A 22870-nucleotide genomic window follows, 5' to 3' on the forward strand; every position below is an offset into this window, starting at 1 on the left:
CGGCCATGCTGTTACTGCCTTTTTTAATTTATGAATCTATGAATTTATAAATTTACGAATCCCCCAGCTACTGCTGGGACCGCGTGCGCGGATCAACAATATCCCGCAGGGTATCGCCGATGAGGTTGAAGGCAATCACGGTTATGAAGATAGCTGCGCCCGGCGTGAGCAGCCACCAGAAGTTGAGGAAGAAGACTTTCATGTCCTGCTGGGACTGCTGGAGCATCAGCCCCCACGAGGCGGAGGGCTCCTGAATGCCCAGCCCGAGAAAGCTCAAGGCGGCCTCGCCCAGAATGTAGCCGGGGATGGAGAGTGTGGCGGCGACCAGCAGGTAGCTGGCGAGGTTGGGCAGAAGGTGTTTTAAGAGGATTTTCCCGGTTCCCTGGCCCATGCTCTCGGCGGCGAGGATGAATTGCCGCGAGCGGATGGACAGGCTCATCCCGCGCAGGACACGGGCGGTCCCGGCCCAGCCCACGAGCGAGAGGATGATAATGATGACCACAAACATCTGCCCGGACTCGAAGTGCGGGGCCAGCGCCGAACGCAGCGCCAGCAGCAGGTAGAGGCCGGGGATGGCCATGAGAAACTCCACCAGCCGCATGGCCAGAAAGTCGAAGCGCCCGCCAAAGTACCCGGCCAGTCCGCCCACGAGGAAGCCGACTGTCATGGTAATCCCGATACCGATCAGGCCGATGGTGAGCGAAATTTGCGAGCCGAAGAGCAAGCGCGAATAAATGTCGCGGCCGGTCGAGTCGCTGCCCAGCAGAAAGACCGGGTACGCCGCCGGGTCGATCTCGTGGCCGAGCTTTTGCTCCAGTGCCGCGTAGTCGGGCAGCAGCAGGTGGCGGTTGGTTTTGATGAACCCGAACAACTCGTACTCGAAGCCCTTGCCGAAGATTTTCAGGGGGATGCTTTCCCCCGCGACCGGTTCGTACTTGGCGGCGGTGGGGTCGATGTTCTCGTAAATCCTGATCGCCGGGCCGCCGTCCCAGGTCAGGGCGGTGGGCGGGTGAAAGGTCTGGCCGAGGTTGAGGTCGGACACGCGGTGCGTGGCCAGAAACGGCGCGAAGGCCGCCCCGAAGTACAACGCGCCCAGCACGCAGGCGGCGGCCAGCCCGACCGGGCGGCGCACCAGTTGCCGGGCGATGGTGACGAAGGTCGGCCAGGCTACTTTTATAATAAAGGCGGCGACCAGCAACAGGACGGTCAGTCCGGCCCACTTGACCCACGCGATGAGCGCCTGCATGGCCCCGGTGTCACCCCAGGGGATGTAGGAAATCCCGGCCAGGATGGCCACAACCACGGCGACGAGGGCGGCGGCGGGCTTCCACTGGCCCTTGCGGGCGATGCCGCCGGTGCCGGACTCCAGCCGGATGCGCGGGTCGCTCCAGGCCAGCAGCAGGTCGGCCACGAGGTTGCCCAGCATGAGCATGGTGCAGCCCATCATGACCGCCGCCAGCACCACGGCGTGGTCCTTGCGGGTAAAGGCTTCAAACACCAGCAGCCCCAGGCCGGGGTAGTTCATGACCTTTTCCACCAGCACCGCGCCGCTGAGCAGACCCGCCAGCGCGAAGCCGAGCGAGGTCAGCAGCGGGTTGATGGCGTTGCGCAGGACGTGCCGGAACATGATAGCCCGCTCGGACACGCCCTTGGCCCGCGCCGTCGTGACAAAGTCCGACTGCATGTAGTCGAGGAAGTTGGCGCGCATGATGCGCATCATCCCGGCGATGCTTCCGACCCCGAGCACGAAGGTCGGCAGGATCAGGTGGTGGGCGTAGTCGGCCCAGCGGGCGGGCAGCGGCATGAAGCTGCTGGCCAGTGAGGACAGCCCCCCGGTCGGGAAAAGCCCGGACTTGGCCGCGAAGAAGACCATCAGGATGGCGAGGAAAAACTCGGGGATCGACAGCGCCGCGTAGGCGAAGATCGAGCTGAGCCGGTCAAAGAGCCGGTTGCGCCGGATCGCCGCCAGCACGCCCATTGGCACGGCCACCACCCAGGCGAAAGCCAGCGCGCAGAGCGAGAGCGCGAAGGTGGCGGGCAGGCGTTGGGCGATGAGGTCCGCCACCGGGATGTTGTAGGCCCAGGACTGGCCGAGGCTCGGCTTGCCCCAGCGCAGGTCAAGGATGGTGTAGGTCCGCGTGACCACTCGCTCCTGCCAACGGTAGGCGACGAGCCGCTGCGGGCCGTTGTCGCCCGTGCGGTGGAGCAGGGTGGGCAGGGGGGCGCTCTCGAAGGGCGAGCGCAGCGCCTCCGCCGTGCGTGTGAGCCGTTTCGCCAGCGGGGTGATCTTTTCCGGCGGCACCGGGGCGAAGACCGTTTCCCGCACGGTCTTGCTCTCGTGGCCGAGGAATTTCAGGGGCGAGAGGTTATTTAACCAAAACGCGTACTGCACGTACCAGGCGGTCGGCTCGCCTTTGGCATCGACCAGCCCGTAGTCGCGCTCCATCTGGGCGATCAGTTCGGCGGAAATATCGGGCCGGGCACGGGCTTCGCTGAGGAAGTCGCCGGGGGCGAGGCTCATCAGGTAAAAGACCAGCGCGCTGACCCCGAAGAGCACCGGGATGACGGACAGGAGGCGGCGGATGATGAAGCTGATCATTCGTCGATGGCCTCCTCGGTCCACAGTTCGTCGAGGTTCCAGACCAGGCTGCCGGAGGGCGGCACGACGACGTTGTTCCACTTGTTCTTGATCCCGCTGTAGCTGTACGGCGTGACCAGGTAGAGCAGCGGGACTTCTTCGGCCAGGATGGCCTGGATTTCCCCGAAAATCTTCACCCGCTCGGCTTCGTCAAAGGTCCGCTCCTGCGCGGTGACCAACTCGTCAATGCGGGCCTCCCAGTCGGTAGCCGGGGTTTCCTGCTCGGCGTTCCAGATGTGGTAAATGCCGTCGCTGGCGAAGAGGGCCTTGCTGCCCGAGGGGTCGGAGGCCCCGGCGCTGGAGCCCCAGCCGATGGCGCTCATCTCGTAGTCGTAGGTGTTGTCGATCTTCTGGATAACCACGGCGAAGTCCACGTAGTTGATGCGCAGGGCGATGCCGATGCCGGCGAGGTTTTCCTTCAGGGTGGTGGCCATTTCCGACATGCGGGGGCTGCTGTCGTAGAGCAGCAGCTCGATCTCGACCCGGTGTCCGCCGGGGCCGAAAAGCTCGCCCGCTTCGTTCCAATCAAAACCCGCCTCGCGCAGGAGTTCGCGGGCCTTGTCCGGGTTGTAACGGTACTTGGGGACATCGGGGTTGTGCCACTTGGGGTTGCCCTGCGAGATGATCGAGTCCAGCGGCGCGGCTCGCCCGAAGTACACGCCCCTGGCGATGCCTTCGCGGTTGTAGGCGTACATGATGGCCTGCCGGAAGCGTTTGTCCTGAAACCACGCCATCTTGTACGGGGGGACGTAGGGCACGCCGTTTTTGTCCGTGCCGGGTTTCAAGTTGAACCAGAAAAAGCTGACTTGCGGCGTGGGGCCGCGCTCGTAGAGCGTGAAGTCGTGGGCCTGCTCGCCCTTGCGGACCCAGGCCTCGTCGGAGGCGGAAATCGCGGCGGCGTCAATCTGCCCGGTGGCGAAGAGCACGACGTCGGCGTTCTGGTCCTTCATGTACTTGACCACGAGAAAGTCGATGTAGGGCAGACGCTGGCCCTCGCGGTCGGCCCGCCAGTAGTGCGGGTTGGGCTCGTAGACGATGCGCTCGCCGGGGTGGTAGGAGAAGACCTTGAACGGCCCCAGCCCGACCAGTTCCTCCGGGTGCTCGATGGCGGTCTGGGTGGACCACTGCTCCAGCAGGGTGCCGTCCTTGAAGGCGGCGTAGAGCTTGTGCTTGGGGATGATGGGGGCGAAGCCGATGTCGTTGAGAAAGGGCGAATACAACTGCGGGGTGTAGAATTCGACCGTGTACTGGTCGATCTTGCGGTAGCGGATGCGCTCGCCGCCGATGGTGTATTGGCCGATGTAGCGGTTGGGGAAGCGGGGGCGCATCTGGCCGGTCTGCGGGTCGCGCTCCTCGGCGAAGATGCAGTCGAAGGTGAAAATAACGTCGTCGGCGCTGAAAGGCTCCCCATCGCTCCACGAGATGCCCCGGCGCAGGTGAAAGGTGTAGGTCTTCTTGTCCTCGCCGATTTCCCACGACTCGGCCAGAGCGGGGATATTCTCGGTCTTGACCGGGTCCCAGCCGACCAGCCCGACGAGGAACTTCCCCATGGCCGAGGACGAGGCCGCGTCGCTGGGGACGAGGAAGTTAAACGTCTTCGGCTCGGTCACCTCGGTCAGAATGAAAACCCCGCCGTACTGGCCCGGCTCACACTGGGCGGTTTCCACGCCCTCGGGCAGCGGATACTGGCCGCGCTCGACCTTCGGGGGTTCGCCACAGGAAGCGAGTAACAAGGCGGCGACAAGGCCGATGCTCCCGGCCAGCGTGGAGCGAAACACGGATGTCCGCCGCAGAAGAGACCGGACCCGGCGTGCACGGGACTGGCCGGAGCAATGGCCCGGCCTGCGGCGAGAGGACGTTGTTTGTGCGGAGAGATTCAAGAGGCAATCAACGGAAGCGCGTGGTGTGTCTGCCCAGTATTGAGCCAAAGAGACGCCGTTTGACCAGACTATAAACGCTTCGGTTCCGTGCGCGCGCCGGTTCTTGCGGATGCGGGGGCCCTTCAGAAGGGGCTTCTCGGCTTTTGTCCCCTCTCCGCTGGCCGAAAAAAAGAGCGGGCCTTGGCCGTCACGTTTTTTGGGCGTGGCGGCCAGGGCCCAATCGGGGATTCGTGCGCGGGTTATTTTTTACCTGCCCGCAATCCGAGGTGAGAATACCTGTAAGATGGCGGCAAAAGGCTTCGCTATCAATCGTTAGCGAGCCTCGCGGGGCGGATATTACCGATGATTAACTCAGAAGTCTCTGGTATTACAGGACGTGCGGCGACATCGAAAGCGCAGGGGTCTGGCTGGACCAGGAATGGAGGAGGAGTCTTTCTGGCTCCCTAGGGGCAGAGCCCTCCATGTTCTGTGCGGCCACGCAATGCGGGGTTTGGGGGCGCACAGCCCCGAATATTGGTACAGGCCCTAATAAAACAGATTCCGGTCGAGGCTGCGGTACTGGATGGCTTCGAGGAGGTGGGGCGTCTCGATCTTGTCCGAACCGGCGAGGTCGGCGATGGTGCGCGAGACTTTCAAGATGCGGTCGTAGGCGCGGGCCGAGAGCTGAAGCTCCTCCATGGCCCGCTGGAGGAGATCGCCCTGTGCAGGGGAAAGCGAACAGTGGGTACGGATTTGCCGGTGGCTCATGCGGGCGTTGCTGGTGGTGGCGGGGCTGTCGGCGTAGCGGTGACGCTGGCGGTCGCGAGCCTCGACGATGCGTTCGCGGATGGCGGCCGAGCTTTCGCCGGGTTCGCTCTTGCGCATCTCGGTGATGGAGACCGCCGGGGCCTCGACGTGCAGGTCGATCCGGTCCAGCAGTGGACCGGAAATCCGGCTGCGGTAACGCTGGATCTGCGTGGGCGAGCAGCGGCACTCCCGACGCGGATCGGAGAGGTAGCCGCAGGGGCAGGGGTTCATCGCGGCCACCAGCATGAACGAGCACGGCAGGGTGACTTTACCCGCGCTGCGCGAGATCGTGACCACGCCGTCTTCGAGCGGCTGGCGCAGGACTTCGAGGGCCGAGCGTTTGAACTCCGGCAACTCGTCCAGAAAGAGCAGCCCGTGGTGGGCGAGCGAAATCTCCCCCGGCCCGGGGTGGGTGCCCCCGCCGAGCAGGCCCACGTCGCTGATCGTGTGGTGAGGCGAGCGGAAGGGCCGCTGGAAATATCTCCCTTCGCCGTAGAGGCTGATTCCGGCGGCGGACTGGATGCCGAGAATTTCCAGAAACTCGTCCAGGGTCGGCTCGGGCATGATGGTGGGAATGCGCTTGGCGATCATGCTTTTCCCCGAACCGGGCGGACCGATCATCATGAGCGCGTGAAATCCGGCCACGGCGATTTCGACCGCCCGGCGGACCTGGTGCTGGCCTTTGATTTCGGAAAAATCGACCGCGTGCGCGCTGTCCGGACGGCGGTAAAAGGAACTGGCCTCCGGCGTCATCGGGGCGATGGCGTGCTCGCCTTCGAGGAAGCGCACTGCCTCGTCCAGCGAGTTGACCGGGTACACGTTGACGCCCTCGGCCAGCACGGCTTCCTCGGCGGACTCGGGCGGCAGCAGCACGCCCTTGAGCTTTTGTTTACGGGCCAGCAGGCCGAACGCCAACCCGCCCCGCACCGGACGCAACGCGCCCGACAGGCTCATTTCGCCCGCGATCAAATACCCCTCCAGCGTCTCGGGACGAAGCTGGTTCGTCGCCGCCAGCAGCCCGAGTGCGATGGGGAGGTCGTAGCACGGTCCTTCCTTGCGCAGGTGGCCGGGGGCGAGGTTGATCGTGGTGCGGGTCGGCGGCATGCGGAACCCGCTGTTGGCCAGCGCCGAGGACACGCGGTCCTTGGACTCTTTTACAGCGGCATCGGGCAGCCCGACGAGATACACGCCCGCTTCACCGAACTCCCCCGCATTGACCTCCACCTGCACCGGTTGGGCCTCCACACCCACAAGAGCTCCAGAAGTAACGACCGCTAGCATATCACATGGTAGCAAGACACCCGCTGCTCACCCTGGCAATGAAAAGTGAGTGAAGCGCTCTCAGTACATAATTTTACGAAGAAGAAAAGCCTCACCCTTGTGCCGGACGCAGATATAGTACTCGATATCGTAGTTTTTCGGGTCGGTAAACATCACGACTCAGGCGAACTGCTGATCAATCGCTATACCGATCGATAGGACCGTCTTGTCGTTTTTGTAGATAACGTACTTGGCCATCATCGGCTCAAGTCGGGAAAGCCGAGCTTCCTGCTTATGTTGTTTTCAGGGCGAGGCAGGCGAGCAGGCAGATAAAGGCTTTCACGGGGATGACGGGTGTAATGGGTTGTAGTGTAAACCGTTTTTACCCGGTGGTCGAATGTTTATTGGCCGGGGTGTAATTCAGGGTGGCGCAGGCGGGCCTTGTGATGGTATAGAGGTGTTGCTCTCGCTGAAAAGCCGCCTGGCCACGATCGAACCTGATTCGCCGGGGCGACTCTTTTTAAAAATATAAACCCTGATTATTCCCACGCATGTCATTACACGCCAAGCACTCGATCTCCTCTGAAATCAACGACGAAGTTTTCGCCTCGGCGGGGCTGTCCGGTTCGCTGCCGAAGTTCCGCTTCCCCAAGGCCGAGACCGCCGCGCGGGACGCCTACCAACTCGTTCACGACGAGCTCCTGCTCGACGGTAACGCCCGGCAGAACCTCGCCACCTTTTGCCAGACCTGGGAGGAGCCTGAAGTCCACAAGCTGATGGACGAGTGCATTGACAAGAACATGATCGACAAGGACGAGTACCCGCAGACTGCCGCCCTCGAAGGCCGCTGCGTCCACATGCTCGCCGACCTTTGGAACTCCCCCCACGCCGCCAACACCGTGGGCTGCTCGACCACCGGCTCAAGCGAGGCCGCCATGCTCGGCGGTATGGCGATGAAGTGGCGTTGGCGGGCCAAGCGCCGTGCCGAGGGCAAGAGCACGGACAAGCCCAACATGATTTGCGGGCCGGTGCAGGTGTGCTGGCACAAGTTTGCCCGCTACTGGGACATCGAACTGCGCGAAATCCCGATGGAGGGCGACCGCCTCATCATGACGCCGGAGGAGGTTATCAAGCGCTGCGACGAGAACACGATCGGTGTGGTGCCGACGCTCGGCGTGACCTTTACCGGGCAGTTTGAGCCGGTCAAGGATGTCTGCGAAGCCCTCGACAAGCTCCAGGCCGAGACGGGGCTGGACATCCCGGTTCACGTGGACGGGGCCAGCGGCGGCTTTCTCGCTCCTTTCTGCGCCCCGGAGCTGCCGTGGGACTTTCGTCTGGAGCGTGTGAAGTCGATCAACGCCTCGGGCCACAAATTCGGGCTGGCGCCGCTGGGCGCGGGCTGGATCATCTGGCGGGAAAAATCCGACCTGCCCGAAGACCTTGTATTCAATGTCAACTACCTGGGGGGCAATATGCCGACCTTCGCGCTGAACTTCTCCCGCCCCGGCGGGCAGATCGTGGCGCAGTATTACAACTTCGTCCGCCTCGGTCGCGAGGGCTACGCCAAGATCCACCATGCCTGCTACGGCTCGGCCCAGCACTTCGCCCGCGAGATCGAGAAACTCGGGCCGTTCGAGGTCATCTACGACGGAGAGCCGGGCAAGGGCATTCCCTGCGTGAGCTGGAAGATCAAGGACGGGGAAAAGCCCCCGTTCTCGCTCTACGACCTCGCCGACCGCCTGCGGGTGCGCGGCTGGCAGGTCCCGGCGTACTCCATGCCGCCCAACCGCGAAGACCTCGTCATCCAGCGCGTGCTCGTGCGCCACGGCGTCAGCCGGGACTTTATCAACCTGCTGCTGGAGGATTTCAAGCAGTGCCTGCAATACTTCAAGAAGCACCCGGTCAGCTCGCCCGTCTCCGCCGAAGAGGCAACCGGCTATCACCACTAGTGTGGTGCTAGCCGGCCGAAGCTGTTGTTACGGGAGTAGGTCTGCTTACAGTTCTTGCAGCGCCAGATGGGGACTTCAGCGTTAACTTTGGCCAGGAGGGCGTAGAGGCAGACCGGAAGACCGATAAAAACGCCAAAGGGCCAGGCCAGAAAGCAGAGGAAAACCCCGCCCCCGAAGAAGAACCACTTGGCGGTGTCCATTTTACGTACGCGAACGATCTCGTAACCGGGACTGAGCGGAACCTTGCATTGCGGGCAAGTTGCCGGGAGCCGGGTTCGCGCATTGCTTTCTCCTTGCTCCTTGAGGCTTACCCAGGGCGGATTTGCTCCCTGCTGGCTGATATGGTGGATGCGGATACTCTCCGAATGCCCAGCGGCCAACTCTTCGACCGTATCCAGTGTGACCGGACCCAGTGGCTCACCCTGGTCGATCTGGTAAAACCATTGGTCGGGCAGGGAATGGACAAATTGCCATTCTCGCAATTGGGAGGCGGTCATGATGGCGGGGAGTTTTTTTGATGAATAAATCGTGGTGGTGGGACGGGCAAGCCCGTTCTCGAAAAGGAAATACGTGGACGCAAAAAAAGCCTGTCCGGGGATGCGGACAGGCTTTTGAAAAGCGTTGAGGTCTCTTTTTGAGGCCCGGTTGAGGGACGCGGTTGCCTTTAGCGACGGCGGCGCGAGCGGGGGCGCTCGTCCTCGTCTTCTTCCTCCTCGTCGTCGAGATCGTCGAGGTCGTCTTCGTCACGGTCCTCGCTATCTTCGTCCTCGTCTTCTTCGTCCTCGTCGTCGTCCTCGTCCCACTTCATGGTTTCGTCTTCTTCGATCTTTTCATCGTCGTCGACGTCCGGGAAGTCCTCTTCGATTTCGTCCTCGGGGTTCTTTTCCTCTTCCTCGTCGGCTTCGATCTCGTAGCCGGCGGGGACGTATTCGAGGATGGCGTTCAGCTCGGTGAAGACATGGATGGCGCGGCCTTCCATGAAGTCGGCGTTCTGCTCCTCGCGGATTTCCTCCTCCAGCTCCTCGACGGTGAGCTTCTGCTCGAAGTCAATGGTATCGTTGAGCAGCTTGACGCGCAGGCGCGTGATGTGGTCGAGGAAGTCGGCGTAGGGGCCCTTTTCCTCGTCGATCACGTCGGCCAGGGCGAAGAGCATGTCGTCGGACTCCAGCAGGGAGTCGTTGACGCGGACCAGGCGCAGGCGGTTGTCGTCGAGCTTGCGGTCGATCTTGAACTTGTAAAAGGCCGACTCGAAGAGCTCGGGCTGGAAGTCATAGTCGCGCAAGGGCTCGATCTGGTCCACGATATGGGCGACCTGACGGGGGTCGATAATGCTCAGCCCGTCCACGTCCCAATGGACGTCGTCGCTGATTTCTTCCACCCACCAGTTGATGTCCTCACCGAGACGGACGATGCACCAGTCCAATACCGAAGATGTTTTTGCCATAGATGCGTTTAACGAAGCGTTCTAAAATAAAGGTTTGTCAAGCCGGGCCAAAAGGTGTCTGGATTTTGGCCCTCAGTTTGAAAAGTCACCTGCTTTGAAAGTTTTTTAAGCACTATTCCAAGGGAAAAATGTATTTTTTTTATCATACGGCTAACGAACGCGGTGACTGACTGAGTTTTTAAATTATGGGAGACCTGTACGAACACGTCGTCCGCCCCGTCCTTTTCAAGACAGATGCGGAAAGCGCCCACGAGCGTTCTATCGGCTGGCTGAAGCTGCTGATGCGCGTTCGGCCCTTGGCGAACCTGATGGCCGCCTACAACAGCCCCGGCAAAAACCGTCCGGTGAAGTGCTTCGGGCTGACCTTCCCGAACCCGGTCGGCCTGGCCGCTGGTTACGACAAAAATGCCGTGGTCTGGCCGGTTATGCCGGCGCTGGGCTTCGGTTTCGTGGAGATCGGCACCGTCACCTGGCACGAGCAGCCGGGTAACCAGCGGCCCCGGATTTTCCGCCTGATCAAGGACGAGGCTGTCATCAACCGGATGGGCTTCAACAACGACGGGGCTCAAGCCGTGGCCAACCGCCTGGCCCGCTCCGGCGAGTTCAAGCGCCGCAAGATCCCGCTGGGGATCAACATCGGCAAGAGCAAGATCACCAGCCTGGAGCAGGCCCCCGAGGACTACCTGAACTCCTACCACGCGCTGGCCGACTTCGCCGACTACTTTACCGTCAACGTCAGCAGCCCGAACACACCCCAATTGCGTGAACTTCAGGCCAAGGCCCGGCTGCGTGACCTGCTCTCGACTCTCCTGCAGGCCGACGCCGAGCGCTCCCGCAAGCTCGGGGTACCGCGCCTGCCGTTCCTGCTCAAGATCGCGCCCGATTTGACCTACCGGCAGGTGGACGACGTGCTGGAAACCGTGCAGGATCTCGGTGTGGCCGGGGTGGTTGCCACCAACACGATGGTGGCCCGGCCGGACGGCATCGACGATGGCGGCGAGACTGGCGGCCTCAGTGGGCGGCCGATTCACACCCGCTCGGTCCAGATGGTGAACTACATTTACCGCTCCACCGGGGGCAAGCTGCCCATCGTGGGCGTGGGCGGGATCATGGACGCCAAGAGCGCCGGGCAGATGTTCGACGCCGGGGCCAGTCTGGTCCAGCTTTACACCGGGATGGTCTATCGCGGGCCGTTTTTCCCGCGGGACATCGTACGCTCGCTCCAGTGGCATAATGCCGAGTGGGTCTAACCGACGGCCAGTTTAACTGATTTTAACCGAAGACCGGAAAAGGCGTGAAGACTGCGATGGCAGCCCCTTTACGTCTTTTCTGGTTTTTTAGTTTTCCGGGGCGAAATCATTTTCATTTGGGCACAAAAAAGCCCGCGATTGCGGGCTTTAAAAAATGGTGCTCAGGATGGGACTCGAACCCATACACCTTGCGGCACCGCCCCCTCAAGACGGCGTGTCTACCAATTCCACCACCTGAGCAATATTGGAGTGAAATGAAGGGGAAAGAGAAAACGCCTCTCGCGCCCACGTGCAACAAAAAACTTCACCCCGGTGTTTAATTTCACGGTGAGATGATTTCGGGACTGGTACGGAAAACGCTCCAGAAGGCCTGAAATTGCCTTATGCGAGGTTATTATCTTCCCTAGAAAGCTTATTGCCATTGGGGCATTTTTCCTCCTAGTCTCCCGTTTTCGCTTGGTAATCCCAATTTTTAGCCTGAACAGGTAACGCTACAAACCTCCTCCCTTTTTCACTCTCTGCTGCGGTAACATGGCTGGCACATCACAATCCGGTAAGGATGCGGGCGACCCTCCCGCTGTCGATTTAAGCGCACTGCAGGACCTTAGTTTTGGTCCTGACTGGACGAGCGGTAAGCCCATTACCACGCATACGCGCGATTCGCGTGAGCGTGGCAAGCGCGGCGACCGTGGCTCCGGCCCGCGCAGTGGCCCGCCCGCCCGCCGGGATCGCCGCCCTTCGCGCCCGCCACGCGAGAAGGATGCCCAGGAGGGCAGAGAGTCACGTGGTGGCCCCCGCCGACGTGACCGGCGCGAGGAAGCTCCGCAGGAGGAGTACCAGCCCGTGGTCGAGGTACTCTTTTATCCGGAGGATATTCCGTTCAAGGCCCTGTGCCACGCGATCAAGACCTCCTGCCGCACCTATGAGCTTTTCGAACTGGCGCGCCTGATCCTGAGCAAGCCCGACCGCTTCGTTATCGTGATGAAGCCGCTGGACGGAGTGCCGGGACTGGAGCGTTTTGTGGTGTCGGTCCCCGACGGCTTGCCCTTTGAGAGCGAAGAGGCGGCCCTGGCCCACGTCATCAAGCATCACCTTGACCGTTTCTTTACCACCGAGGAGGTGGAGATCGACCCTCCCAAGGGCTCCTTCCTCATGGTCAACCGTTGCGGCGTGACCGGCGAACTGCTCGGACCACCCAACTACCACCGCTACCAGGCGCTCGTGGCCGAGCACCACGCCCGTCGCGTGCCTAACATGGCCTTCGAGCGCTTCCAGCAGAAAATCGAGGCGGTGAAGGACCAGGAAGTGATCGACGCGTGGCTGAAGAAGATGTCGCACGTGGTCCGCTACAAGGTGGTCTCTCCCCGCGAGGGCGAGCCCGAGTACCTGGACGGAGCCGAAGCGGCCAAGCACTTCCTGTTGGCCAAGCGGCGCAGCGAGGTTATCCGCGAGTCCGAGCAGGTGCGCCTCTCGGGCAAGAGCGTGGATCTGCTTCCGGACGGACCGATTGCGCGTTCGATCAAGGCGGTGCTCGATCGCCAACTGCGTTTCCCGCTCGACACGGCGAACAACCTGCGCGGTCGCCTGCGCCGGATGAACTTCACCATCTACAAGCGCGGTTCCAAGGGCGTTTCCTACGTCTGCGCGGTCAAGCGCTCCTTCCGCGACAGTAACACGCGCTTCTCCGAGTCCTTGCAGGAACTGATCGATTTCATTGAGAACCACCAGAACATCAACGTTTCCACCCTGCCGGAAACTTTTCTGGGGATTACGTTGGAAAAGGGCGGCGAGCAGCCGCTGCCGCCGGAAAAGGCTCCAGCCATCGACAAGGTATCGGAGGAGGAAGCTGCCCGGATCGTCGAGGCCCACGAGAAAAACCGACTGGCCGAGCAGGAGGAATCCGGTGAGGCTGAGCAGGAGGAATCCGGTGAGGCTGAGCAGGAATCTGGCGACACCGCAGACAAAGCGTCAGAACCCGCCCCTGTCGTGCGGAAGCAAAGTCTCAGCGCCGAGGAAAAGCAGGTGCACCAGCTTTTTGCGGATTTGCGCTGGCTGGTGAGCGAGGGGTATGTGACCGAGTTTGGTGATGGAAAGCTTTTCGCCAATCCGCCGGTGGCCGTGGCTCCCAAGCCGTCTGCCTCGGAGGCTGCCGAGGCCGTCACTGCCGCAGCAGAAGATAGCGGTTCGCCCAAAGAGGGGTCCTCGACGTCCGAGAATCCTGACGCTTCAAAGACGGAGGAAGCTGCGCAGGCTGCCTCATCTGAGCCGGAAGCCGCCTCGGATGCCGGGCCTGCGGCTGAGGAAGTTCCTGCTGTGGCGGAAGCTACCGCCGAGGCTGCCCCTGAGGTGGTGGAACCGGAAGCATCGGAAAAGCCGAAGGAGTAACATCGCTTTCAAACGGTCTTGATAAAGCCAGGGCTCGAACAGGCAGGCCGGAAAGTGCGGCAAGTCTGTCCGGAGGCGTGGCCTTCCGCACTCCCTGTCCTTCCGGTTAAAAAAGTAATCGAATTTGACGGTTCCCGTTCTTGCGAAGAAACGAAGTTTCGTCTCAAAAGTTTTTGGGGAAGAGCGCGAGAGGGTGTTCTTTTTCAAAAACACCCTCTCGCATAATCCTCAAAGCTACCTGGAATCGCTTTCGAGTCGGATCAGGCGCTCGTTTTCGCCTTCGAAACTGAAGTGTAGCCGCCAGGCCCGGCGCAGCCATTCGGGTGAAAAGCGTTCCGGCCACTCGACGGCGAGCAGCCAGGGGGATTCCAGCAAGTCCTCCAGCATGAGGCCTTCGGCTTCGTCGGCCTGCTCCAGCCGGTAGGCGTCGAGGTGGACGAGCTGTCGCCGGCCCCGATAGAGGTTGTAAATGTTGTAGGTCGGGCTGGTGACGGGGCGGGTGATGCCTAGTCCGGTCGCCAGGCCGCTGATAAAGGTGGTTTTGCCGGTGCCGAGGTTGCCGTGCAGGGCGAGAACGGTGTCATCGGGCAGGCAATCGGCCAGTTCCTGACCAAGCTGGCGGGTCGCGTCGCTGCCGGAGGTGAGCACCCCCATGCGCAGCCGGTGGAGAAATGCCGCTTGCCCGCTCATTGTCCGCTCAAGTGCTGATAACCACCGCGGGGGAAGAGGATATTTCCGTTGGCGGCGTCGGTGAGATGGCCGTCGGTTTCGGGGCTGGCGTCGGCGAACTTGCCGATCAGGGTTAGAGGCAGGTCAAAATCGCGGCTCCAGGCTTCAAGGAGGGGGGAAAGGTCGGCCTGGCCGTCGAGGATGACGAGCAGTTCGTAGTCCTCGCCGTCGCAGCAGGCGTGGTAAAGCGGGCTTTGCCCGGAGCGTTCGGCCATGCGACCGGCGGCTTCGTCGAGCGGGACCGATGCGGTGTCGAGACGGGCGCAGGCCTGAGGCGGAAGCATAGCCGGGAGATCCTTGGCCAGGCCGTCCGTCAGGTCCATCATGGCCTTGACTTCGGGGCGGGCGGCCAGCCATTGGCCCTCGGTCAGGCGGGGGATGAAGGCGGCGTGCTTACCCAGCAGGCTACCGCCGAGATGCCCTGTGACCGCGACCCGGTCGCCGGGCTGCCCGCCGAGGCGCTGCACCGGGCGGGAAGCCTCGCCGTAGAGGGTGAGCGTGGCCGCGAAGGTGCGTCCTTCGGCTGAGCAGATATCGCCGCCCACGATGTGCGTTTTATAGGTCAGACTGGAGACTTTCAGGCCCTCGAAAAAGCGCTCCAGCCAGGTCATGGAGAGGTTGGCGGAGAGCATGAGGCCGAGCACGGCGGCGTGCGGACGCCCGCCCATGGCGGCAATGTCGGAGAGGTTGCGCTTGAGCAGCTTGGCGGCGACCTGCTCGGGCGGGAGGGAGTCGTCGAAGTGTTTGCCATAGACCACCGGGTCGATGGTCAGCAGTGGAGAGCCCTGCACGGCGGGAAGCACGGCGCAATCGTCGCCTATGCCCGCCGGCGGCGGGGGAGTGGCCCGCCCGAGCCAGTTGTGGATGCAACTGATGAGGGTGGTTTCGTTCAGGCTGCCGACACTTTGGGCCAGACTATGAGAGAAAGGAGTCATGCCGGAGAGGTTTGTACGATTTGGGGAGCGATCGAGATGAGCAGAAGCGTGTTCAGGTTAAAACAGGCGTGGAAGCAAATGGGGACCAGGATAGAGCCGGTGCGTTCGTAGGCGCGGCCCAGCAGCATGGCCAGTAGAAACAACGGCACAAACTGGAGCAGGTTAAGATGCATCAAGGCAAAGAAGAACGAGCTGCCTGTCAATGCCAGCAACGGGTGAAGCCGGCCTTTGAGGAAGCGGTACAGCGCCCCGCGGAAGACCAGTTCCTCGACCACGGGGGCAACGATCCCGGCCATGAGCACGACCAGCGCCCATTCTTCCCAGCCTTTGAGCGCGGTCAACTGCTCGACCAGCGGCTGGTGGGGCGTCTCGATGCCCCAGCCCTGTTTGCGCAGCCAGCCGAGCAGGGATTGCCATCCCAGGCTGGTGAACGTCATCAGCGGCAGTGCAGCCAGGAAAAAGAACGCTCCAGCCTTCAACCCGGCCAGCGGGGAGAGCTTGGCGGGGTTGAGCGAAAGCCCCTGGGCGGCATAGGTGCGCAGGACGAAGGCGTAGAGGACCAGCACGCCGAGTTGCGCACCCATGAACTGGGCCACGGTGCGATAGGGCCAGTGGGCGGCGTCGGGGGAGACAGCTTCGATGATCAGTTGAGCTACACTCTGGCCGACCATCTGAAGCGCGAACATGCCGACGAAAAACGCTGCAAAATCGAACAGACGGGCCTTCCACGGCTCTAGCGCGAAGTCCTTATAGCGGCGCTGCTGCTGGATATCCTGCACCAGACACACGCATCCGGCCAGCAGCAGGAGCAGGGTGTAGGTGCTGGCTATGAGCTCGGGCGTCAGCATGTCTGGAAAGCGTAAGTCTGGGTAATCCCGTCAAGCAATGGCAATACTAACCGGAGGACGCGCTAAATGGCAAAGCCGGGCTGTGTAAAAACAACCGCTGTGTTCGCCGCATTCGCTCCGTGTGGCTTTCGTTTGCCGGGGAATGAATTGATAACCAATTCCCGTTACCGGCCCAGGACGTTGCGACCGTTGACGAAGGTGGCCGTGACCTTTCCGCGCAGGGTCTGACCCAGCCAGGGCGAGTTGTGCGAAAGGCTTTGCAGGGCTTCCGGGGTGACGGTCCACTCCGCTCCCGGGTCAAACACCGTGATGTCCGCATCGGCCCCTTCCGAGAGGGTGCCCTTGGGCAGGCCGATGACGGCGGCGGGCTTGTGCGTGAGGCAGGCGATGAGCGTGGAAAGATCGCAGCGGCCGGTTTCAACCAGCGTTTGCAGGCAGATGGAGAGGGCGGTTTCGAGGCCGTTCATGCCGAAAGGCGCGTAGTCAAACTCGCGGTCCTTTTCCATCTCGGTGTGCGGAGCGTGCGCGGTGGCGATGCAGTCGATGGTGCCGTCGCAGAGGGCTTCAATCAGCGTCTGACGGTCGGATTCGGCGCGCAAGGGCGGGACAGTCTTGCAGTGCGTGTCGTAGTTTTTTAGGGCCTCGTCGGTCAGGGCAAGGTGTTGCGGGGTGACTTCGGCGGTCACGGGAACGCCGCGCTCCTTGGCCCGGCGAATGACATCCACGCTGTAGGCGGAAGAAAGCTGCTGGATGTGGATGCGTGCCCCGGAGTGGGCCGAGAGAATAACGTCGCGCGTGACCATGATGTCCTCGGCGGAGCGGGACATGCCGCGCAGGCCCAGCCGCAGGGACCACTCGCCCTCGTGCATGGCGCATTTGTCCGTCATGGCGGCGTCTTCGCAATGGTCGAGGACGACGAGCCCGAACATCGCCGCGTACTCCAGCGCCCGGCGCATGATCTCGTTGTTCTGCACGCAGTGGCCGCCGTCGGTCACGGCGACAATGCCCGCTTCCTTGAGGGAACCGGTGGGGGCGAGCTTCTTGCCCTCGCGCCCGACGGTCAGGCAGCCGGTGGGGAAGACGTTGACGACGGCGTCGCGCTCGATGCGCTCCTTGATAAACTGGATCGTCCCGGCGTTGTCGGCGGGGGGCTTGGTGTTGGGCATGCACACGATGCTGGTGTATCCCCCGGCAGCGGCGGCGCGGGTGCCCGAGGCGATGGTCTCCTTGTGGCTGTCGCCGGGCTCGCGCAGGTGGGTGTGCAGGTCCACGAAGCCGGGGCAAACGACCAGCCCGGTGGCGTCAAAGACGGTGGCGGCGTCACGCTCGGCCTCGGTCAGGGAGGAGACGATCTTGCCGTCGCGGGCGTAGAGGTCGCCGGTTTCGTCGCGGTGGTTGGCGGGGTCGATGACGCGTCCGCCGGTGATGCAAAGAATCTCACTCATTGGGCCGTGGAAAGAGACTTGGTGGAGGCGCACAGGTAAAGGACGGCCATGCGTACGGCGATGCCGTTGGTGACCTGGTCGAGGATGACCGAGCGGCTGGAGTCGGCGAGGTCGGAGTCCAGCTCCACGCCGCGGTTGATCGGGCCGGGGTGCATGATGATCGCGTTCGGCTTGAGCCAGGCGGCGCGGCGCTTGTTCAGGCCGAACATGCTGGTGTACTCCCCGAGGGAGGGAAAGTGGGTGGATGTCTGGCGCTCGTGCTGGATGCGCAGGAGCATGACCGCGTCGGCGTCGGCCAGCGCTTGTTTCAAGTCGTGGCAGACGCGCACCCCGAGGTTTTCAAATTCACGGGGAACGAGGGTGGAGGGGCCGGCCAGGGTGACGTGCGCGCCGAGCTTTTTGAGGCACCAGATGTTAGAGCGGGCCACGCGGCTGAAGAGGATGTCCCCGAGGATGGTGACGTGCTTGCCGGTGAGGTCGGGGCCGAATTTCTCACGCAGGGTGTAGGCGTCGAGCAGGGCCTGCGTGGGGTGGGCGTGGGCACCGTCCCCGGCGTTGATCACGGGCATGTCGGTGATCTCGCTCAGGTACTTGGCCGCGCCGGCGGCGGAGTGGCGCATGATAATCATGTCCGCCGAGAGGGCCTGGATGTTCAGGGCCGTGTCGCGCAGGGTCTCGCCCTTGACGAGGCTGCTGGCGTCGCCCATGACCGAGATCACATCCGCGGACAGGCGCGTGGCGGCGATCTCGAAGGCCAGACGCGTGCGCGTGCTCGGCTCCATGAACAGGTTAACGACCGTTACTCCGCGCAGGGAGGGCAGTTTTTTCACCGAGCGGCCGAGGGTGGATTTAAAGCTCTCGGCGGTGGCGAAAATAATGTCGAGTTCCTCGCGGGAAAGATCCTCGATCGCGATCAGGTCTTTACGGGTCCAGGCGGGCGAAGGCGTCATGCTTGCAGAATTTCTACAGTGTCGAGCGACGGGTTTTCGGTGTCCAGATTAACTTTTACTTTTTGCGAAGGGTCGGTGTCCAGGACGAGCCCGACAAAGTCCGGCTGTACGGGCAGGCGGCGTCCGCCCCGGTCGCAAAGGACGGCCAGATAAACGCGTTTGGGGCGGCCCAGATCGAATATCTCGTTAAGGGCGGCGCGGACGGTGCGGCCGGAGTGGATCACATCGTCGGCCAGGATGAGGGTCGCGCCTTCGATCTCAAAGGGGAGGTCGGTACGGGATTTGGCGGCGGGGATGGGGTTGGCCATCACGTCGTCGCGGTGAAAGGTCATGTCCACGCTGCCGACGGGCAGCTCGCACCCGAGCTTTTTACGGAGGGAGGTGGCCAGCTTTTGGCAAAAGGGCAGGCCGCCGTTGGCGATGCCGATAAGGGCCAGTTTTTCTCCGGAGCCGTCGGCCTGCGCGAGAGCTTCGGCAATGTCCGCGCTCAGGCGTTCGAGGGCCTGCGTAATGCGCCCGGCCTCAATCGTGGTCTGGGTATTCATGCAATCGTCCGATCTTACGCCTCGCCCGCGCGGGGGCGCAAATCATTTGTGTGGCGGATTGTGCGTAGAGGCCCGTTTGGGCGCGGGGAGGAAGTTGCGGCCGATGACCCCGGCGATGATGGCCGCGCCTCCGGCCAGGTGGTACCACTCCAGCTTTTCGCCCAGCACGAGCACCCCGGCCACGATGGTGATGAGGGTCGCGAGGTTGGCGAACATGCTGTTTTTCGAGGCTTCGAGGCGGGCCAGAGTGTAGTTGGAGAGGTAGGAGGTGACGAGCGAGGAGAGCACGCCCAGGTAGAGCACCGCCGCGACGAAGTGCCAGTCGGACAGCGGAGCGAAGTACACAGGCAAGCTGCCGGAGAGCGTGTGCCTGCCCAGTGCGACGGCGTTGAAGGCGATGAAGCCGACCCCAATCATGACGCAGGTCACGCTGAGCACGTCCATGCGCTGGCAGGCGCGGCGCGCGCCGACGCTGTACAGCGCGAAGGAGAGGGCCGAGAGCAGGATAAAAACGCCCCCCAGCAGGGCGTCGCCGCTGAGTTCGAGCCCTTTCATGGCAAAAATGAAAATCACCCCGGCCACGGACAGGAGCGAAGCGGCCAGTTGCCAGCCCCCGGTGCGTTCTCCGAGGAAAATCGCGGCCAGGATCATGGTCAGGATCGGGATGGTGGCCTGGATGATGCCCGCCTCGGAGGTGGAGGTGTGGACCAGCCCGAAGACCTGGAAGGCGAAAAACAGCACCGGGTAAAACAGCGCCAGCGGCAGGAGCGCGGGCAGGTCGCGCCGCCAGTCGATGCGCAGGCGCAGGTGCCCACTGAGCAGCGGGATCAGCACGGCCAGAAAGCTGAAGGTGAAGCGGTGCGCGAGGATGTCGAGCGGCTCAGCGCTGCGCAGGGCGATTTTGACGAACAAAAACGACAACCCGATAATCAGTGTGTAGCCCAGGGCGGCCAGGTAAGCTTTTTTCAGCTCGGCATTCATCCCCGGACGTAAACGCCGGAAGGCCCGTGGCGCAACCGCGTTTGCGGGTTGGCTGGAAAAGTTCTCCTTTTCAGTAACTCAGAGTTGGGGCGGAAGGATCGGCGGTTTGTCCGTCTCGCGGACATAATCGCGACAGGCGGGGCTGCGTCGGACCTGGCGGCGGGTGTGGGCGACACTCAGGGCGCGGTCAAAGTAGGCCGTGCGCACGACGCCGATGAAGCTGTCCCCGGCGTAAACGGGGTAAATCCGGTCCTTCTGCGCCCGGAAAAGCGGCGCGTAAAACTCCAGCGGCCAGCCTGCCTGGAGGATTGGTGTTTGGCTGGTGAGCGGGAAAATTTCCTCCGGGCGGGCGGGCAGGGTGACATCCGAGATGGTCAGCCCGGCGTAGGATTCGGTGTTGCGGAGTTGGCGGAACTCGACCTCGCCCCCGATCAGGATAAAAGCGAAGAGGGCGACCGTGAGCGGGCTTTGCAGGTAAAAGGCCGCCGCCGCGATGGCGATCACGCCGAGGACCTTGCCTGTGTGTACGGCCAGGCGCGTGGCCGTCAGGTAGTCGAACTTCAGGACCAGCAGCGCGCGCAGGATGCGCCCGCCGTCCATGGGGAAAATCGGGAGCAGGTTAAAAATCCCCATAGCGAGGTTCCAGATCATGAGCATGGTCAGGAATTCGCGTGGGTGCAGGCTGAAGGGGTTATAAAAGAGATAGCCGCCGGAAGACCCCAACACCGCGAAGAGCACCCCGGCGATGAGGAAGTTCATCAGCGGCCCGGCCAGGGTGATGACCAGTTCGCGCCCCGGCTCGCGCGGGATGTGGCTGAACTGCGCCATCCCGCCGATGGGCAGGAGCAGGATGCGGGGGATTTTTACCCCGTAGCGCCGGGCGGCAAAGCAGTGCCCGTACTCATGCAGGAGCACGGAGGCGAAAATAAAGAGCGTGTAAACCATGCCCCCGGCCACACCCGGCCAGCCCGCCGCGTCGTAGCCCCACATGCCGACCAGTATCAGCAGCAGCAGGAAGCTGGCGTGGACCTCCACCCGGATGCCGAAGAGGCGAAACAACTTGATTGACCACTTGCGCATGTCCGCTAGAGCATGAATGTCCTTCCCTCGGCATTACCGGGGTGCTATTAACTAATATTTCATGAGCACGAAAAGTCCAGTCGTTCTGGTTATTGATGACGACTCCGAGATCCGCTACACGCTGGAGCGGATTCTCTCGGCGCGCCAGTACCAGGTCGTCACCGCCGACAGTGGGGAGGAGGGCCTGAAGGTCGCCAAGGAGGCGAACCCGGTCGTCATCCTGCTGGATAACCGCATGGGCGGCATGACCGGGATCGAGACCCTCCAGCACCTGCGCCACGCCTGCCCGAAGGCCATGGTCATCCTCATGACCGCCTTCGGCACAGCACAGACCGCCATCGAGGCGATGAAGTTCGGGGCCTTCGACTACATCATCAAGCCCTTCGATGTGAAAAAAATCCTCGGGTTGATCGAGAAAGCCGTCTCCGCCTACGAGGACTCCAATCAGGAAAAGGGCGGCGTCGCCCCCATCCTCAACAGCGAGGACTACAAGGAAGGTATCGTCGGCAGTTCGGAGCCGATGCAGGAGGTTTTGAAAATCATCGGCCAGGTCGCCGCCAGCGACGCCACGGTGATGATCACCGGCGAGAGCGGCACGGGTAAGGAGCTCGTGGCCCGCTGTATTTACCAGCACAGCCACCGCAACGGCAAAGCCTTCATCGCCGTCAACTGTGCGGCTATCCCCGAGAACCTGATCGAGAGCGAGCTTTTCGGGCACGAGAAGGGGTCTTTCACCGGGGCCACCGGTCAGCGCAAGGGCAAGTTCGAGTTGTGTGACGGGGGGACGATCTTTCTCGACGAGATCGGGGACATGTCACCCCCGACCCAGACAAAGATTCTCCGCGCCTTGCAGGAGGGGGAAATCCAGCGCGTGGGCGGGACCGAGACGATCAAGGTTGATGTCCGCCTCATCGCCGCCACCAACAAGAACCTGGAAAGCATGGTGGCCGAGAACACTTTCCGCGAAGACCTCTACTACCGCCTGAACGTCTTCCGCATTCGCCTGCCCAGCCTGCGGGAGCGCCTGGAGGACATCCCGATGCTGGTCGAGTACATGCTTCAGAAGCTGGTCAAAAACCGCAAGACCCGCGTCAGCCGTGTCTCGACAGACGCGCTGGCCATTCTTCAGGCCTACAATTGGCCGGGTAACGTCCGCGAGCTGGAGAATGTCATGTTCCGCAGCGCCGTGCTGGCCCAGGGCGACACCATCCTGCGCAAGGACCTGCCCGCCGAGATCGTCACCGCTGTCGGTGGCAAGGTGAAGACTTCACACACCCCGCCGCCCATACCGGTGGCCGATCCTTCCGCCTCAACTGCCCAGGCGGGCGAGCCGGAAGCTGTCGCTGCCTCCGACGTGGAAACGTCTGAGACGCCAGAGGCTGAGACCGGCTCCGGAGTGCCGGGATCAGCCGTCGAGGACGTCCCGCTCTTGGGCGGAGCTGCGGCTGATGCCTCTGGCGTGCCCGTTGGTTTGCCGGAAGATCGCTCGCTGGAGGTCGTTACCGCGCCCCGGATGACGCCGGACGAGGCTTTCGACCTGGCCTTTGCCACCGCGCTTGAGCGCGGCGAGACGAATGTGCTCGTCGAGGTGGAAAAGGAAATTATCCGCCGTGCGCTCGCCCATACCGGCGGTAACCAGGCCAAGGCGGCGACCATTCTCGGCATCACCCGCGCTACGCTCAAGAAACGTATGGACATGTACGACATCACCGCGTGACCTCACCTTGGGCCTTGCCCTCCCGTGTCCCGGATATTCTTCCTTTTC

General features: G+C 62.6%; 17 protein-coding genes and 1 tRNA gene. 4 read left to right on the forward strand and 14 right to left on the reverse strand.

Features of this window, described 5'->3' with window-relative positions:
• Window positions 1-67 precede the first annotated feature (67 nt).
• The 3 genes from H5P28_RS19595 to H5P28_RS11150 form a co-directional block, all read right to left on the reverse strand.
• The gene (locus H5P28_RS19595; protein WP_221773407.1) at window positions 68-2599 is read right to left on the reverse strand and encodes an ABC transporter permease subunit; all 2532 of its coding nucleotides are present in this window, start codon (window positions 2597-2599) and stop codon (window positions 68-70) included.
• Complete coding sequence (locus tag H5P28_RS11145; protein WP_185675777.1) at window positions 2596-4416, reverse strand: ABC transporter substrate-binding protein; 1821 nt, start codon at window positions 4414-4416, stop codon at window positions 2596-2598. Before H5P28_RS11145 ends, H5P28_RS19595 begins: the two co-directional genes overlap by 4 nt.
• 627 nt (window positions 4417-5043) lie before the next feature.
• Window positions 5044-6585 carry a YifB family Mg chelatase-like AAA ATPase gene (locus H5P28_RS11150; protein ID WP_185675778.1) on the reverse strand — a complete coding sequence of 514 codons (1542 nt, stop codon included), beginning with the start codon at window positions 6583-6585 and terminating at the stop codon, window positions 5044-5046.
• A gap of 530 nt (window positions 6586-7115) precedes the next feature.
• Here H5P28_RS11150 and gad point away from each other — a divergent pair.
• Window positions 7116-8513: a glutamate decarboxylase gene (gene gad / locus H5P28_RS11155; RefSeq protein WP_185675779.1), complete on the forward strand. Its 1398-nt coding sequence runs from the start codon at window positions 7116-7118 to the stop codon at window positions 8511-8513.
• Here the strand turns inward: gad and H5P28_RS11160 are convergent.
• Window positions 8510-9010 (reverse strand): hypothetical protein, encoded by a 501-nt coding sequence (locus H5P28_RS11160; RefSeq protein WP_185675780.1) that lies wholly within the window; start codon window positions 9008-9010, stop codon window positions 8510-8512. The two genes, gad and H5P28_RS11160, sit on opposite strands and share 4 nt — an antisense overlap.
• 167 nt (window positions 9011-9177) lie before the next feature.
• The gene (locus H5P28_RS11165) at window positions 9178-9957 is read right to left on the reverse strand and encodes a hypothetical protein (RefSeq protein ID WP_185675781.1); all 780 of its coding nucleotides are present in this window, start codon (window positions 9955-9957) and stop codon (window positions 9178-9180) included.
• Window positions 9958-10142: 185 nt separating this feature from the next.
• On the opposite strand from H5P28_RS11165, the gene H5P28_RS11170 reads away from it, so the two are divergent.
• The gene (locus H5P28_RS11170) at window positions 10143-11207 is read left to right on the forward strand and encodes a quinone-dependent dihydroorotate dehydrogenase (protein WP_185675782.1); all 1065 of its coding nucleotides are present in this window, start codon (window positions 10143-10145) and stop codon (window positions 11205-11207) included.
• A gap of 155 nt (window positions 11208-11362) precedes the next feature.
• Here the strand turns inward: H5P28_RS11170 and H5P28_RS11175 are convergent.
• Window positions 11363-11447, reverse strand: a tRNA-Leu gene (locus tag H5P28_RS11175).
• A 291-nt stretch (window positions 11448-11738) separates the two neighbouring features.
• Here H5P28_RS11175 and H5P28_RS11180 point away from each other — a divergent pair.
• Window positions 11739-13592, forward strand: coding sequence for a hypothetical protein (locus H5P28_RS11180; RefSeq protein ID WP_185675783.1), 1854 nt, complete (start codon window positions 11739-11741; stop codon window positions 13590-13592).
• 234 nt (window positions 13593-13826) lie between these two features.
• Here the strand turns inward: H5P28_RS11180 and tsaE are convergent, their stop codons facing one another.
• From tsaE to H5P28_RS11220, 8 genes are all read right to left on the reverse strand, one after another.
• Window positions 13827-14282 carry a tRNA (adenosine(37)-N6)-threonylcarbamoyltransferase complex ATPase subunit type 1 TsaE gene (gene tsaE / locus H5P28_RS11185; protein WP_185675784.1) on the reverse strand — a complete coding sequence of 152 codons (456 nt, stop codon included), beginning with the start codon at window positions 14280-14282 and terminating at the stop codon, window positions 13827-13829.
• A complete protein-coding gene (locus H5P28_RS11190; protein WP_185675785.1) occupies window positions 14279-15256 on the reverse strand; it encodes a thiamine-phosphate kinase in 978 nt (325 codons plus the stop codon). The genes tsaE and H5P28_RS11190 overlap by 4 nt, the downstream gene beginning before the upstream one ends.
• Window positions 15253-16104 (reverse strand): CPBP family intramembrane glutamic endopeptidase, encoded by an 852-nt coding sequence (locus tag H5P28_RS11195; RefSeq protein ID WP_185675786.1) that lies wholly within the window; start codon window positions 16102-16104, stop codon window positions 15253-15255. Before H5P28_RS11195 ends, H5P28_RS11190 begins: the two co-directional genes overlap by 4 nt.
• A 164-nt stretch (window positions 16105-16268) precedes the next feature.
• On the reverse strand, window positions 16269-17549 hold the full coding sequence (locus H5P28_RS11200) for a dihydroorotase (protein WP_185675787.1): 1281 nt from the start codon (window positions 17547-17549) through the stop codon (window positions 16269-16271).
• Window positions 17546-18499, reverse strand: a complete 954-nt coding sequence (locus H5P28_RS11205) for an aspartate carbamoyltransferase catalytic subunit (RefSeq protein WP_185675788.1) — start codon at window positions 18497-18499, stop codon at window positions 17546-17548. The genes H5P28_RS11200 and H5P28_RS11205 overlap by 4 nt, the downstream gene beginning before the upstream one ends.
• Window positions 18496-19044 (reverse strand): bifunctional pyr operon transcriptional regulator/uracil phosphoribosyltransferase PyrR, encoded by a 549-nt coding sequence (gene pyrR, locus H5P28_RS11210; RefSeq protein ID WP_185675789.1) that lies wholly within the window; start codon window positions 19042-19044, stop codon window positions 18496-18498. The genes H5P28_RS11205 and pyrR overlap by 4 nt, the downstream gene beginning before the upstream one ends.
• A 42-nt stretch (window positions 19045-19086) precedes the next feature.
• Entirely contained in the window at window positions 19087-20025 is a 939-nt protein-coding gene (locus H5P28_RS11215; protein ID WP_185675790.1) for a DMT family transporter, read from the reverse strand.
• Between the two features lie 78 nt (window positions 20026-20103).
• On the reverse strand, window positions 20104-21105 hold the full coding sequence (locus H5P28_RS11220) for a site-2 protease family protein (protein WP_185675791.1): 1002 nt from the start codon (window positions 21103-21105) through the stop codon (window positions 20104-20106).
• Between the two features lie 61 nt (window positions 21106-21166).
• On the opposite strand from H5P28_RS11220, the gene H5P28_RS11225 reads away from it, so the two are divergent.
• The gene (locus H5P28_RS11225; protein WP_185675792.1) at window positions 21167-22822 is read left to right on the forward strand and encodes a sigma-54-dependent transcriptional regulator; all 1656 of its coding nucleotides are present in this window, start codon (window positions 21167-21169) and stop codon (window positions 22820-22822) included.
• Window positions 22823-22870: the final 48 nt, after the last annotated feature.

It is taken from the genome of Ruficoccus amylovorans (assembly GCF_014230085.1).
Classification (GTDB): domain Bacteria; phylum Verrucomicrobiota; class Verrucomicrobiia; order Opitutales; family Cerasicoccaceae; genus Ruficoccus; species Ruficoccus amylovorans.

Excerpts from the sequence above, each read along its gene's own strand:
- H5P28_RS19595 (WP_221773407.1), bottom strand. The coding sequence starts at position 2,599 with ATGATCAGCTTCATCATCCGCCGCCTCCTGTCCGTCATCCCGGTGCTC.
- H5P28_RS11150 (WP_185675778.1), bottom strand. The coding sequence starts at position 6,585 with ATGCTAGCGGTCGTTACTTCTGGAGCTCTTGTGGGTGTGGAGGCCCAA.
- gad (WP_185675779.1), top strand. The coding sequence starts at position 7,116 with ATGTCATTACACGCCAAGCACTCGATCTCCTCTGAAATCAACGACGAA.
- H5P28_RS11160 (WP_185675780.1), bottom strand. The coding sequence starts at position 9,010 with ATGACCGCCTCCCAATTGCGAGAATGGCAATTTGTCCATTCCCTGCCC.
- H5P28_RS11165 (WP_185675781.1), bottom strand. The coding sequence starts at position 9,957 with ATGGCAAAAACATCTTCGGTATTGGACTGGTGCATCGTCCGTCTCGGT.
- H5P28_RS11170 (WP_185675782.1), top strand. The coding sequence starts at position 10,143 with ATGGGAGACCTGTACGAACACGTCGTCCGCCCCGTCCTTTTCAAGACA.
- H5P28_RS11180 (WP_185675783.1), top strand. The coding sequence starts at position 11,739 with ATGGCTGGCACATCACAATCCGGTAAGGATGCGGGCGACCCTCCCGCT.
- tsaE (WP_185675784.1), bottom strand. The coding sequence starts at position 14,282 with ATGAGCGGGCAAGCGGCATTTCTCCACCGGCTGCGCATGGGGGTGCTC.
- H5P28_RS11190 (WP_185675785.1), bottom strand. The coding sequence starts at position 15,256 with ATGACTCCTTTCTCTCATAGTCTGGCCCAAAGTGTCGGCAGCCTGAAC.
- H5P28_RS11195 (WP_185675786.1), bottom strand. The coding sequence starts at position 16,104 with ATGCTGACGCCCGAGCTCATAGCCAGCACCTACACCCTGCTCCTGCTG.
- H5P28_RS11200 (WP_185675787.1), bottom strand. The coding sequence starts at position 17,549 with ATGAGTGAGATTCTTTGCATCACCGGCGGACGCGTCATCGACCCCGCC.
- H5P28_RS11205 (WP_185675788.1), bottom strand. The coding sequence starts at position 18,499 with ATGACGCCTTCGCCCGCCTGGACCCGTAAAGACCTGATCGCGATCGAG.
- pyrR (WP_185675789.1), bottom strand. The coding sequence starts at position 19,044 with ATGAATACCCAGACCACGATTGAGGCCGGGCGCATTACGCAGGCCCTC.
- H5P28_RS11215 (WP_185675790.1), bottom strand. The coding sequence starts at position 20,025 with ATGAATGCCGAGCTGAAAAAAGCTTACCTGGCCGCCCTGGGCTACACA.
- H5P28_RS11220 (WP_185675791.1), bottom strand. The coding sequence starts at position 21,105 with ATGCGCAAGTGGTCAATCAAGTTGTTTCGCCTCTTCGGCATCCGGGTG.
- H5P28_RS11225 (WP_185675792.1), top strand. The coding sequence starts at position 21,167 with ATGAGCACGAAAAGTCCAGTCGTTCTGGTTATTGATGACGACTCCGAG.